The organism is Desulfomicrobium apsheronum (assembly GCF_900114115.1).
GTDB lineage: Bacteria > Desulfobacterota > Desulfovibrionia > Desulfovibrionales > Desulfomicrobiaceae > Desulfomicrobium > Desulfomicrobium apsheronum.
In genome coordinates, this window is record NZ_FORX01000024.1 from 1 (window position 1) to 13,323 (window position 13,323).

At 59.9% G+C, this 13,323-nt stretch carries 8 protein-coding genes and 1 tRNA gene; 5 read left to right on the forward strand and 4 right to left on the reverse strand.

Annotated features, from left to right (window positions below; genetic code table 11):
- Positions 1-96: 96 nt before the first annotated feature.
- A complete protein-coding gene (locus BMZ40_RS17345; protein WP_092378891.1) occupies positions 97-798 on the forward strand; it encodes a head maturation protease, ClpP-related in 702 nt (233 codons plus the stop codon).
- A 25-nt stretch (positions 799-823) separates the two neighbouring features.
- Positions 824-2,116 (forward strand): phage major capsid protein, encoded by a 1,293-nt coding sequence (locus BMZ40_RS17350; RefSeq protein WP_092378894.1) that lies wholly within the window; start codon positions 824-826, stop codon positions 2,114-2,116.
- Positions 2,117-2,597: 481 nt separating this feature from the next.
- On the opposite strand, the gene BMZ40_RS17355 is transcribed toward BMZ40_RS17350, so the two are convergent.
- The 3 genes from BMZ40_RS17355 to BMZ40_RS17365 all read right to left on the reverse strand — a co-directional run bounded on the left by BMZ40_RS17355 (position 2,598) and on the right by BMZ40_RS17365 (position 5,405).
- Positions 2,598-2,674, reverse strand: a tRNA-Arg gene (locus BMZ40_RS17355).
- A gap of 241 nt (positions 2,675-2,915) precedes the next feature.
- Positions 2,916-4,445, reverse strand: a complete 1,530-nt coding sequence (locus tag BMZ40_RS17360) for a DNA recombination protein RmuC (RefSeq protein ID WP_177193248.1) — start codon at positions 4,443-4,445, stop codon at positions 2,916-2,918.
- 378 nt (positions 4,446-4,823) lie between these two features.
- Entirely contained in the window at positions 4,824-5,405 is a 582-nt protein-coding gene (locus BMZ40_RS17365) for a class I SAM-dependent methyltransferase (protein WP_177193249.1), read from the reverse strand.
- A gap of 266 nt (positions 5,406-5,671) precedes the next feature.
- On the opposite strand from BMZ40_RS17365, the gene BMZ40_RS17370 reads away from it, so the two are divergent.
- Complete coding sequence (locus BMZ40_RS17370; protein WP_092378902.1) at positions 5,672-6,922, forward strand: NupC/NupG family nucleoside CNT transporter; 1,251 nt, start codon at positions 5,672-5,674, stop codon at positions 6,920-6,922.
- Positions 6,923-6,936: 14 nt separating this feature from the next.
- Complete coding sequence (locus tag BMZ40_RS17375; protein WP_092378905.1) at positions 6,937-8,511, forward strand: bifunctional UDP-sugar hydrolase/5'-nucleotidase; 1,575 nt, start codon at positions 6,937-6,939, stop codon at positions 8,509-8,511.
- Positions 8,512-8,690: 179 nt separating this feature from the next.
- Here BMZ40_RS17375 and katG read toward each other — a convergent pair whose 3' ends face one another.
- A complete protein-coding gene (gene katG, locus BMZ40_RS17380) occupies positions 8,691-10,901 on the reverse strand; it encodes a catalase/peroxidase HPI (protein WP_092378908.1) in 2,211 nt (736 codons plus the stop codon).
- 966 nt (positions 10,902-11,867) lie between these two features.
- Between katG and BMZ40_RS17385 the strand changes: the two genes are divergently transcribed.
- Positions 11,868-13,274, forward strand: coding sequence for a methyl-accepting chemotaxis protein (locus BMZ40_RS17385; RefSeq protein WP_177193250.1), 1,407 nt, complete (start codon positions 11,868-11,870; stop codon positions 13,272-13,274).
- Positions 13,275-13,323: the final 49 nt, after the last annotated feature.

The following is a 13,323-nucleotide window of genomic DNA, read 5'->3' on the forward strand; positions in this document are numbered from 1 at the left end:
AATGAACCGCGACGGGCGATTGACCGATGAGGAATTTACCCGAGCACTGCGCGACCATCACATGCGCAGCTACAGCCTTCCGCAAGGCGGCATCCGATGAGTGCCATGCACATTTCCGCGCGTGAGCTGCTGGCCAAGGCCGAGTCCGAAGCCAGGGAGCGCGTCAAGGCCGGGAAGCCCGTGCAGCTCTCCCCCTCCCCGGTCTTCAATGCGGCCAAGAGTGAGGCCACGCTCTACCTCTACGATGCCATAGGCGCGTGGTACGGAATTGACCCCCGCGAGTGGGTGCCCGCCTTCGCGGCCATCACCGCAAAAACCATCCATTTGCGCATCAACTCCCCAGGCGGCGCGGTGCTCGACGCCGAAGCCATGCGAGTGGCTATTGCGCAGCATCCCAGCAAAGTAATTGCCCACATTGACGGGCTCTGCGCATCCGCAGCAACGGGCCTGGCTATCGCGGCCAATGAGGTGGAAATGGCGTCCGGTGGCGCGTTCATGATTCACAACGCTTGGGGCATTTGCGCAGGCGGCGAACAGGAAATGCTCGATTACGCCGCCCTGCTCCGACAGACCACGGGCAACATCGTGGCGACCTATCAGCGCAGGACCGGGAAGCCCGCCGCGCAGATCCGCAAGTGGATGGACGCAGAGACATGGTTCACCGCCGAAGAGGCCAAGAGCCACGGATTCGTGGACCGGATCTTCACGCCCGGCCAGGCATCGAACGCAGCGGACCCGGGCAAGGCCAAGCGGGCGCGCGCCCTGGCCCTGGCTGAAATTTCCCTCAAACAAATTTAAACCGACCCCGACAGGAGTTTACATCATGAATTACAGTGACATCATTGCCCAACAGACCGGAATCCTCGACGAGTGCCGCGAGTTGCAGGCCCGGGACGATTTTTCCGATGCCGACCAGCGCAAGTTCGACAGCCTTATGTCGAAGGCCAATTTGCTTGCCAAGCAGGCGGCCAACTATCGTCGGCTGAATGGTCTCTCCGACCCCGCCGACGCCATGGCCGTGGCCAACAGCGCCAACAACTTTGACGGGCACGTCAGCATCGTCTCTCAGCCGAGCGTCTACAAGAACCTTGGCGAACAGCTCATGGACGTTGTGGCCTTGACCACGGGGAACGACCTTCGGGCCAAGAGCGCAGCGGCCGAACGCTATCAGAAGGTCATGAACGCGGCCTCCGGTGCCAACACTGGCATTGATTCCGATGGTGGCTATTTGGTCGAAACCGACAAGGCCGCTGACATCATGACCACGGCGATAGAAACCGGCGTTCTGGCTTCTCGTTGCACCCGGCAGCCGATTGGCGCGAATTCCGACGGATTTTCCTACCTGGCCGCCGATGATCGCGACCGTTCCGACGGCAAAATCAACGGGATCTCGATTTATCGCAAGGGCGAAGCGGACGAAATGCTGGCCGGTGGCAAGGCCAAGCTCAAGGATCGCGAACTGCGCTTGGAAGACATGTATGGCCTGGTCTATGTGACTGGCCGGATGCTCCGGGACGCGGCGGCCATGGGTGCCTATGTGAAGCGAAATTTGAGGCAGCAGCTCGCGTTCAAGCTGGATAAGGAAATCTGGTCCGGCAACGGCGCGGGTGAATGTCTCGGAATCATCAACTCCGACTTGCCCGTTTCCGTGGCCAAGGAGACCAGCCAGGCCGCCGGAACCATCGTGGCGGAAAACGTCGTCAAGATGCTTGGCCGGTTCCGTGGCGATCTGACAAAAGCCGCGTGGTATGTGAACCAGGACTGTTTGCCGCAACTGCCTTTGCTGAAGATCGCAGATCAGCCCATCTACGCCCTCGACTTCCGGAAGTTCCCCCTCGGTGGCCTGTTTGGCCTGCCCGTCGTGCCCACTGAGTTCTGCTCCACCATCGGCTCGAAGTGGGACATTATGCTGGGTGACTTCAGCGAGTACATGTTGATCGAAAAGGGTGGAGTCGAAGAGGCGGAAAGCATTCATGTGCGTTTCCTGCACGATGAAGTGGCCTTCCGGTTCATTACCCGGAACAACGGCCAGCCGATCCACGACGCGCCCATCATTCCGCTGAACGGCAGCAACACTCTCTCCCCGTTCGTGACCTTGGACGAACGCGCCGAGTGATAACATAAATTTCTGCGCGGTTTCCCCGCAGTTCCTGCGCAGAAATGTCCTACCTCCTCATGGGACCACAATCAAAACGAGTGAGGCGCTTGTAGCAAATCACGGAGTTTTGGACCCGCCCTGGATGAGAGCCGTCTGGGGCGGGTTTTTTTTTCGGAAGCTGACCGCGATGGACCAGACGCGTGAGGCTGGACCCGCTCTCGATGTGAGGGCGGGTTTTTTATTCGGTGGAGATTGCGCGGAAGATTGAGGAGGCCATGGCGGGGCGGCACGGAAGCAACCAGTACGCTGCAAAAGAGGACGTGCAACACGTTGCACCTGCGTCTCAAGGTGAAAAATCACGCGACATCGCCGCCGCCGTAGGCATGAGCGGGGTTTTTTAAGCAAGTGGACGAAAAAATAAAACTGGGAGAGGACTGGGAGAGGGACGCCGAGGCAAACAAAAAGGGGCTAGACTTTTACATCTAACCCCTTGATTTCGTGGCGCGCCCGGCATGATTCGAACATGCGACCTACTGATTCGTAGTCAGGCACTCTATCCAACTGAGCTACGGGCGCGTCGAGAAGTCGGTGTTTAGGGGCAAGCTACCCGAATGTCAACAGTTTTTCTTGCCGTAATCACGAATGCGCTCTTTTTTTCAATTTGCCCCGCCACATCGCCCCAAATCCAGCACATTCGGCTTTGCAGGCCGCCTTTACTCAGCGGCGCAGTCCGGCGTGAGTCCTATCCTGCCGAAGCGTTCGGGCACCATGCGGTATCGGCTGAATTCCGGTGCCGGTCATGGACCCGGGGCGCATTTCAGTTCGTGGTCGCGGACACTTCCTCGTCTTCTTCAATCTCGACAGGCAATGAAAGAAGGACCGCTGAGTCGGCAATGGGCATCTCCTGGACGCTTTGCAGCTTGCGGCCGATGACCCGCGTTCTGACCTTGGCCTTCTCGATGGTCTCGGATGCCTGATGGATTTTTTTCTGCACCGCATCCAGGATTTCTCCGTACTTGCCCCACTCGGTCTTGACGGCTCCCAGCAGATTCCAGACTTCGCTCGATCGTTTCTGGATGGCCAGGGTGCGAAAGCCCATCTGCAGGCTGTTCAGGATGGACCACAGGGTCGTGGGTCCGGCAATGACGATCCGAAAATCGCGCTGAATGCTCTCGCTCAGGCCCGGCCTCCGGATGACCTCCGCGAAAAGGCCCTCGATGGGCAGGAACAGGATACCGAAATCGGTCGTGTGCGGCGGGCTTACGTATTTGTCGCGGATGTCCTTGGCGCAGGCCTTGACCCGTGTCTCAAGCTGTTTTCCGGCAATTTCCAAAGCTTCCACGTCGCCGCGATCCTGTGCTTCGAGCAGGCGCTGGTAGTCCTCGATGGGAAATTTCGCGTCGATGGGCAGCAGCACGGGCGCCTCACTGTCCTGGCCCGGCAGCCGGATCGCGAACTCCACCCGTTCCGCGCCTCCTTTCGTGGCGACGTTTTTCGCATACTGCTCGGCGCTGAGCACTTGCTCCAAAAGGGCGCCGAGTTGCACCTCGCCCCAGGTTCCGCGCGTCTTCACGTTGGTCAGGACTTTTTTCAGATCGCCCACGCCCGTGGCCAGGGACTGCATCTCCCCGAGGCCCTTGTGGACCTGTTCGAGGCGTTCACTGACCTGCTTGAAGGATTCGCCCAGCCGTTTTTCCAACGTACCCTGAAGTTTTTCATCGACGGTCTGGCGCATGGTTTCGAGCTGCCTGGCGTTGTCGGTCTGGAGCATGTGCAGCTTTGTCTCCACGGTGCTGCGAACCGTTTCAAGCTTGGCGGCGTTGGTTTCAGAGAGGCTTGCGATGGCCGCGACCATGGCGTCGAGCTGCTTTTTCTGCGTTTGACCCAGGTCGCCGACGGTCCTGGTTGAAGTTTCTGAAATGCCGTTCAGGGTGGCCAGTATCTCCTCCCGTAGAGCCTTGGAGCTGGCTGCGGACTGCTGCCCGAGGCTGTCCAGCTGAGCCAGGTTGGAGGCTGCGAAGGATGCGAAATTCTGCGCGAGCGTGTCCAGCTGTCTTGATTGCGCGCAGCCGGCGTCGGAGACCCTGTGCATGAGGCCGCCGCCCAGCTCCTTGAATGCGGCGACCACCTCGCGACGTTGTTCGAGCAGGAGGCGTCCGGTTTCATCCCGGTTCCGGGTGATCTCGTCGTGCAGAATCCGCTCGGTCCTCTCCAGGGATTTTTCGACCGCTTCCAGGCGCGCGCCAAGGAGCAGGGTGTTTTTTGAAGTGCGCAGCATGATGGTCAGCAGCAGGAGGATGGTCAGAGCGGGGAGCGCGATGGGGCCGTAGAGAAGAATTTCGTGCATGAGGACCTCGGAAATTTATTGCCGGATAAAGGAAAATGACCGCGAAACCATTTTAAGCCGTCCCTCAGCGGCAGTCTTCGCCAACGGGCTGCTTGAGGGCTGAACCGGAGCGGCTTGTAACCGCCTTGGTATCAGTCTCCAGGGGACCGAGCCCGGGCTTTTTCGGGGATGGTCCCGCCATGCCGGGACCATGGGCCTGCCGCATGGGCGCGCCATGGCCGGTTGCGGTTCGCGGGCGAGGATGAAGGCAAAAGTGCTGGAAATCAATGATGATGGGTGGGTATTTTTCGGTAGATTCGTCTTGGTCTCGCGCCAGACGCGGTCAATCGTCCCTGGCGGAAGAGGTCGCCCGGGGCGTGAGATATCCGGGATGGGACGTCATTGGCCGGATTTAAGGATATATCCGAGCCAGACGTCGCGGTTGCCCAGCAGGGAACGGCTGCGCGTATGTTCAAGAATGGTCAGTTCCTGCCGTCCGAACTCCCGCCGCAACTCCGAATCCGACCAGAGCTGGAAAACCCGCCCGTCCTCGCTCTTTTCGCTTCCGCCCCAGGCCTTCATGCTCAGAAGCATGATCCCTCCGGCTTTCAGCATGCGCATGACGCTGCGCAGCGCCTGCGGGAACTCGGGCTTGGCGAGGTGGACCAGCGTGCCGATGAGCAGGATGCAGTCGTAATGGATGGGGGGCTGGTATTCGAACAGGTCCGCGATGGAGACCGGACAGTCCGAATGCTCGCTGGCCATGATGGCCAGGGTCGGGGAGCGCTCCAGCCCCGATGGCTTGAAGCCCTTGCCCTTGAGCCACTTGAGGTCACGCCCCGAGCCGCAGCCGATGTCGAGGATCGTGCTGCCCGCGCGCAAATGGCGCAGCAGGGGAGTGAGGATGGGAGCCGGATCGATGCGGTTGGTGCGTTCGAAGTAGGCCCGGGCGTTGATCTCGTAGTAGTCGGTCGTGGGCAAGTGGTTCAGCTCCGCAAGGTTCGGGTTGCGTGTCGAAATTGTCCGGTGCGCCGGGTGCCAGAGTCCTTCTAGCGTTGTCGGCGGTAAAAGTCACCTTGCGTCCTGCCGCAGTGGCCTCGAAAGCCGGGGCCATGTTCTTGGTTTTCGTTTTCGGGGAGTGACGACGCTCAAAAAGGCTTCCAGTCCGGTTCGTGTGCGTGTAAGGAAATCGAGGGGTTGGCAATGCGCATTTGTCACGGTTTTCATCTTCCACAGGAGCGACGTTCATGTCTTTTGCCGTTTTACAGAGCGCGTTTGGGCTGGTGGCCTTTGTGCTCATCGCCTGGATTTTGTCCGAGAACCGCCGGGGCGTGCGCTTGCGGCTTGTCGTCATCGGGCTTGCGCTGCAGTTCGCGCTGGCGGTGATGCTGCTCAAGCTGCCCATGTTCCGGGATGTGTTTCTGGCGCTGAACCGGGCCGCGCAGGCGCTGGAGGAGGGGACACGGGCCGGGACGGGCTTCGTTTTCGGATATCTCGGGGGCGGGCCGCTGCCTTTCGCGGAGCCGTATCCGGGCGCGGCCTATGTCTTCGCCTTTCGCGGACTGCCCGTCATCGTGGTCACGGCGGCGTTGTCGGCGCTGCTCTATCACTGGAAGATCATCCCCGTGCTGGTCCGGGGCGTGTCGTTCGCCCTGCAGCGGACCATGGGCATTGGCGGAGCGCTGGGCATCGGATGCGCGGCCAACATCTTCGCGGGCATGGTCGAGTCTCCGCTTTTCGTGCGCCCCTATGTCGCCTCCATGACGCGCAGCGAACTCTTCACCCTGATGACCTGCGGCATGGCCACCATCGCCGGGACCGTGCTCGTCCTCTACGCCGGGATTATCGGTCCGGTCCTGCCGGGCGCCCTTGGGCACATCCTGACCGCCTCGCTGATCAGCGTGCCCGCGTCCATTCTCATCGCGGGAGTCATGATTCCCGAATCCGGGCAGCCCACGCTGGGCAAGGTTTCGCCGCCCTCGGAAAGTCGCGGCTCCATGGACGCCGTGGTGCAGGGCACGACTCTCGGCGTGAAAGTCTTCATCAGCGTCGCGGCGCTGCTGGTGGTGCTGCTGGCCCTGGTCAGCATGTTCAACCAGATTCTAGGGCTGCTGCCCGCCGCCGGAGGCGAGGCGCTGACCCTGCAACGAATCCTCGGTTATCTCATGAGCCCGCTGGTCTGGCTGACCGGCATTCCCTGGAGCGAAGCGCACGCGGCCGGGGGCCTCATGGGCACCAAGATCGTGCTCAATGAGCTTCTGGCCTATCTGGATCTGGCGGCGCTCCCGGCCGGAACCCTGTCCGAGCGCAGCATTCTGATCATGACCTATTCCATGTGCGGGTTCGCCAATGTCGGCAGCCTGGGAATTCTCATCGGCGGGCTGAGCCGTGTCGCCCCGGAGCGGGCCGCCGAGATCGTCGAGCTTGGCCCCCGGTCCATCCTGGCCGGAGTTCTGGCCACGTTGATGACCGGCGCCATGGTCGGCGTGCTGGTCTGAAAAGGAGGAAGGCAATGCGATTTCAAAAGCTGATCCGGTTCATTCCGGTCCTGGTCATCCTGCTGCTGTGCGGATGCGCCTCGCTGTCCCATGTCGGGCACACAGGCCCCCAGGCTCTGACCATCCTGCACACCAACGACCATCATGGCCGATTCTGGAAGAATTCCGCCGGCGAGTACGGGCTTGCCGCCCGCAAGACTCTGGCCGACGCCGTGCGAGCCGAGGTGCTGGTAGGGGGCGGACATGTGCTCCTGCTCGATGCCGGGGACGTCAACACCGGCGTGCCCGAGTCCGACATGCTGGACGCCGAACCGGACATCCAGGGCATGAACGCCATGGGCTACGACGCCATGGTCGTGGGCAACCACGAGTTCGACAATCCCCTTGCCGTCCTGCGTAAGCAGGAGCGCTGGATGAATTTTCCGCTGCTCGCGGCCAACATCTACGATTCGTCGGGGCAGCGCCTTTTTGCGCCCTGGCATCTGTTCCGGCTGCGCGGACTGACCGTGGCCGTATTTGGCCTGACCACCGAAAGCACGGCCATTGTCGGCAATCCGGAGCATGTCAAAGGGCTCGTTTTTCGCCCGGCCATCGACGAGGCGCGCGAACTGGTTCCGCGACTGCGCAATCAGGCCGACGTGGTCATTGCCCTGACCCATCTGGGCTTCGCCGAAAGCGAAATTCCCGGCGTCCCGCAGACGGGGTCCAGGGCACTGGCCCGGGCCGTGCCCGGCATCGACCTCATCGTGGACGGTCATTCGCACACGCAGCTTGACGCCCCGGTGCTTGAGAGCGGGACTGTCATTGTCCAGGCCGGGGAATACGGCAAACATCTGGGCCGGGTCGATCTGCTCTGGACCGGGAGGCAGGTGCGTCTGACCGGCGGGACTCTCTTACCCGTGAACCTGACCAAGAAGGTGGACGGGCAGACCGTGCCGCCGACTGTGCCGCTGGCCGAGGACCCGGCCCTGCTGGCCCTGCTCACGCCCTTCCAGGAAAAGGGGGGCGAGGCCCTGCAAAGCGTGATCGGTCACGGCAACGGCAATTTCACCGCCGACCGCGCCGTGACCCGTTCCTCCCAGACCGCGCTTGGCACACTGGCCTGCCTTGCGCTCATGGAGAAGACCGGGGCGGATGCGGCGGTGATGAATTCAGGTGGCCTCCGCGCCGGGCTGCCGTCCGGGCCCATCACCTACAAGGACGTGCTGACAGTCAAACCCTTCGGCAACACCATCTGCACCGTGGATATGACCGGGGAGGAACTGGCCGAATACCTGCGGCAGACAGCGAGCTTCGAGCCCGGAACCGGCGCTTTCGCGCAGTTTGGCGGGGTCCGGTTCGTGTTCCGGGAAGGGGTTGTGAGCGATGTGTTCGTGGGCGACAAGCCTCTGGATGCCGGGCGGATGTACACCGTGGTCATGGAAAGCTATCTGGCCGGGGGCGGTGACGGGTACCCGGCGGTTAAAGGGCGGCAAGGCTTTGTGGATACGGGATTCGTGGACGCGGATGTGCTGCGCGAATACATCGCGCGTCATTCCCCGCTCGATCCGGCCGATTATGACTCCACCGGGGCCGTGCGCCGGGAATGAGCCCGGGAGCTGCAACGCCTTCTTGATCTGCATCTGATTTTTGGGAGCCGCGCCCTGCATGCGTAGCGATGCAAAGGCCCGTTTCAGCGAAAAAGGCGTGATGCCTATTTCGCTGAAACGGGCCTTTTGTTGATGTTTTTTCAGGTCGCGGCCGGAAATCCATGCCGCGACGTTTGAAATCAGGCCAGATCGAAACGGTCGAGGTTCATGACCTTGGTCCAGGCCGCGACGAAATCCTGCAGGAATTTTTCCTGGGAATCACTGCAACCATAGACTTCGGCGATGGCCCTGAGCTGGGAATTGTAGCCGAAGAGGAGATCTACGCGCGAGGCCGTCCATTTCAGCTCGCCCGTCGCGCGGTCGCGCCCCTCGAACACTCCTTCCGCGCCCTTGGCGGGTTTCCATTCCGTGCCCATGTCGAGCAGGTTCACGAAGAAGTCGTTGGTCAGCGCTTCCGGATGTTTGGTGAAGACGCCGAGCGCGGACTGGCCGACGTTGGCGTTCAGGGCGCGCATGCCGCCGACGAGCACCGTCATCTCCGGCGCGGTCAGCGTCAGCAGCTGCGCCCGGTCGAGCAGCAGCTCTTCCGTCGAAATGGTGAATCTGGCCCGCTGGAAGTTGCGGAAGCCGTCCGCGGCCGGCTCCAGAACCGCGAAGCCTTCCACGTCGGTCTGTTCCTGCGTGGCGTCCGTTCGCCCGGGACTGAAAGGCACGGTCAGCTTGTGCCCGGCGTTCTTGGCGGCCTGTTCAACGCCCGCGCAACCGCCCAGGACGATGAGGTCGGCCAGGGACACCTTCTTGCCGCCGGTCTGCGCCTTGTTGAAGTCATCCCGGATCTTTTCCAGGGTCTGCAGGACGGTCTGGAGCTGATCCGGCTGGTTCACCGCCCAGTCCTTCTGCGGCGCGAGGCGGATACGCGCGCCGTTGGCCCCGCCGCGTTTGTCGGAGCCCCGGAAGGTGGACGCGGACGCCCAGGCCGTGGTGACCAGCTGGGGCACGGTCAGTCCCGAAGCCAGGATCTTGTTCTTGAGGGCGGCCGTGTCCTGCGCGTCGATCAGCTTGTGATCGACCGCTGGCACAGGGTCCTGCCAGATCAGGTCCTCGGCCGGGACGTCCGGACCGAGATAGCGCGAGCGCGGGCCCATGTCCCTGTGCGTCAGCTTGAACCAGCCCCGGGCAAAGGCATCGGCGAATTCCTCGGGGTTGGCCAGGAAGCGCCGCGAGATGGGTTCGTAGATCGGGTCGAAGCGCAGGGACAGATCCGCAGTGGTCATCATCGGCCGCACTTTTTTGGAGGGGTCGTGAGCATCGACGACCATGTCCTCGGGTTCCACGTCCTTGGCCAGCCACTGATTGGCTCCGGCCGGGCTCTTGACCAGCTCCCACTCGTATTTGAAGAGCACCTTCAGGTAGCCCATGTCCCATTTGGTCGGGTTCGGCTTCCAGGCGCCCTCGATGCCGCTGCCGATGGTGTCGCCGCCCTTGCCGCTGCCGAAACTGCTCTTCCAGCCCAGGCCCTGCTCCTCGATGGGCGCAGCCTCGGGCTCGGGGCCGACATGCGTGGCCGGGCCCGCGCCGTGGCATTTGCCGAAGGTGTGCCCGCCGGCCACGAGCGCCACGGTCTCCTCGTCGTTCATGGCCATGCGCGCGAAGGTTTCCCGCACGTCATGGCCGGAGGCGATGGGGTCCGGGTTGCCGTCCGGGCCTTCAGGGTTGACGTAGATGAGGCCCATCTGCACGGCGGCCAACGGATTTTCCAGGTCCCGCTCGCCGGAGTAGCGGCTGTCGGGCTTGTCGCTCGTGGCCAGCCATTCCTGTTCCGCGCCCCAGTAGATGTCCTGCTCCGGCTCCCAGACATCCTCGCGTCCGCCGCCGAAGCCGAAGGGCTTGAGTCCCATGGATTCAATGGCGCAGTTTCCGGCGAGGATCATGAGATCCGCCCAGGAGATCTTGCGCCCGTATTTCTGCTTGATGGGCCAGAGCAGCCTGCGGGCCTTGTCGAGGTTGACGTTGTCCGGCCAGCTGTTCAGTGGCGCCAGACGCTGCGACCCGGACCCGGCCCCGCCCCGGCCGTCGCCGGTGCGATAGGTGCCCGCGCTGTGCCAGGCCATGCGGATGAAAAGCGGGCCATAGTGGCCGTAATCGGCAGGCCACCAGTCCTGTGAATCGGTCATCAGGGCGATGAGGTCCTTTTTGATCGCGTCGAGGTCAAGGGATTTGAACTCTTCGGCGTAATTGAACTTTTCGCCCATGGGGTTGGAAAGATTTGATTGCTGGTGCAGGATATTGAGGTTCACCTGGTTCGGCCACCAGTCACGATTCGTCCTGCCGCCTCCGCCCGCTGCGGGGTTGGTTCTTCCGGTCACGGGGCACTTGCTGCCATCACTCATTGTCGCACTCCTAGAGGGTTCGGGTTTATACTATGATAGGCTTTTTCAATATAATGCTGTCCGAAGCGCTCGACACGCTTGAAGGTACGTAACCATCGAGAAATCAATGATTCGAATTCCTATTAGCAACTTCTGAAAAAAAAGTCTTCATCAGAGTCTCGCCCATGTCATAATGATACACTTTTGAGGTGTTGTTTTGGCGGGATGGTTCGGAGTGGAGCCGTGACGTCGGGGAGGGTCCACACCATATTAAAAGGGCTCCTCGGTAAAAGCAGATAACCGAATTCTCAACTATATAGGAATCTAAAAAAAACAATCCTCGCATCGGCTCTCCAATAAGGTCCGACTAATCATATTTTCTGACTTATTTATGTAAATGGAATTTTTAAGTGCAAAATTATCACTAAAAAAATAAATTCCATTTTAGACATATAAATAATGTCATACATACAGGAAATCTATATAGTGATTGACTGGTCTCGTCATACGGTTTTGATAAAATATTTGCCCTGTCAATTACAAATATGTATGAGATCGACAAAAATGGAATCATCCAGGGCGCATTAAAAATGATGATTTTGTAATAATAATTATTTCTAATAAAAGTGTTCTTATATTTTTAATTGCATGAATAAATTTTATGAAGATGATTTTTTTTTTATTCCTCCAACAATTCAACAAACGATCATGAACATGAATATCAGAAACAAGCTCGTTATCATCGTATTTTCCATGTGGATTTTAGGGTCTGTTTTGCTTGTCTTGCTCTCCTATCATACTGCAAGCAATCAGCAGATTGAAAGTATTCGCGCCAGGGTTCGTGACTATGCTGCACTTGGTGTCATGAGCATTCCTGTTGAAGATCATGTATTATTGAAAAATTCAGAAGATGAAGGTTCAGATTCATACGCGAGTGTAGTTGAAGCATTGCGCCGAATTCGAGACAATAGTTCTGGTCTCCACTTTGTGTACACGGTACGCAAGGGGGAAAACGGCGAAGTGATCTTTGTCGGTGATGCGGAGGAGAGCGAGGAGGATAAATCCCATATCGGAGAGGTTTACGAAGACGTTTCGCCACTGATGAAAAAGGCCGTGATGGGAGGGCTGCCCGGTCCAGCCGTGGAGAACGAATTCTACGAGGATCAATGGGGTACGTTTCTGAGCGCTTACGCTCCCATATTCACGGCTGACGGGCAAATGGACGGAGTGCTGGGAGTGGACATCTCCTTGGAGGACGTCAATATCATGTCCCGCGCCTTGCTGGGACGCATGGGCCTGTCTTTCACGGTCATCACCGCCATCATGATACCAGCCATCCTCCTTTTTTCACGAGGCATGGTCCGGCCGATCAAGACTTGCGTGGCCTTCACCGACCATTTGGCCCATGGTGATTTTTCCCGCGAAGTGCCAGAAGAATTGCGGCGACGAGGCGACGAACTGGGCGATCTGGCGCGTTCGTATCAGACCATGATCGGTAACAATCGTAACCTTATCCAGAGTCTGAACGTCGGAATACAGACGGTCTCGGCTTCAGTCGAGAGTCTCACGGCCTTTAGCGAAAAATCGAGCCACAGCGTTCACACCCTCGCGGAAAAAAGCTCCACCGCAACGGCGGCGGCCGATGAGTTGAGCAAGGATACCGTTGCCGTGGCAGGCAGCATGCAACAAACCTCCGCGAATCTGGACAGTGTGGCGGCGGCTACGGAAGAGATGACTTCCACCATAGCCGAGATCGCGGAAAATACAGAGCACGCCCGCACTACCACGGATCAGTTTTCGCGCCAGGTAGAAAGCTTCGCCACCCTGTTACACGATCTAGGCGCTTCGGCCCAGGACATAGGCAAGGTCACCGAAGCCATCTCCGGCATATCTTCCCAAACCAATCTTCTGGCCCTGAACGCGACCATTGAAGCCGCCCGGGCCGGTGAAGCCGGGCGTGGATTCGCCGTGGTTGCCAACGAAATCAAGGAACTGGCCAAGCAGACCGCCGAAGCCACCGACGACATCAGGATCAAGATTGGCGGTATTCAGAATGTGGCGGGAAACGCCGTTCAGGACATGGACGAAATCGTTCTGGCCATTCGCGAACTCAGTACATTCGTGTCCACCATTGCGGCCGCCATCGAACAGCAGTCCGCCGTGACCCGCGAACTGGCCGCCAACATCTCCGAGGCCACAGGCGGCGTGCAGGATACCAACGCCCTGGCGTCGGAAATGTCCCAGGCATCCGAAAGAATCGCGGCTGACATCGCCGGGGTGGATGCCGTGGCCGTCGTCATACGTTCCGGTTGCCTGGAGTTGCAGAATAACGTCGGGGATCTCTCCACGCTGGCCGGACAGTTGCAGGCTCTGATGGGGCGTTTCAAGGCTTGAGAACAGGGGGGGATGGACTCCCTTAAGGATGACGGACACGGCGTGCGAG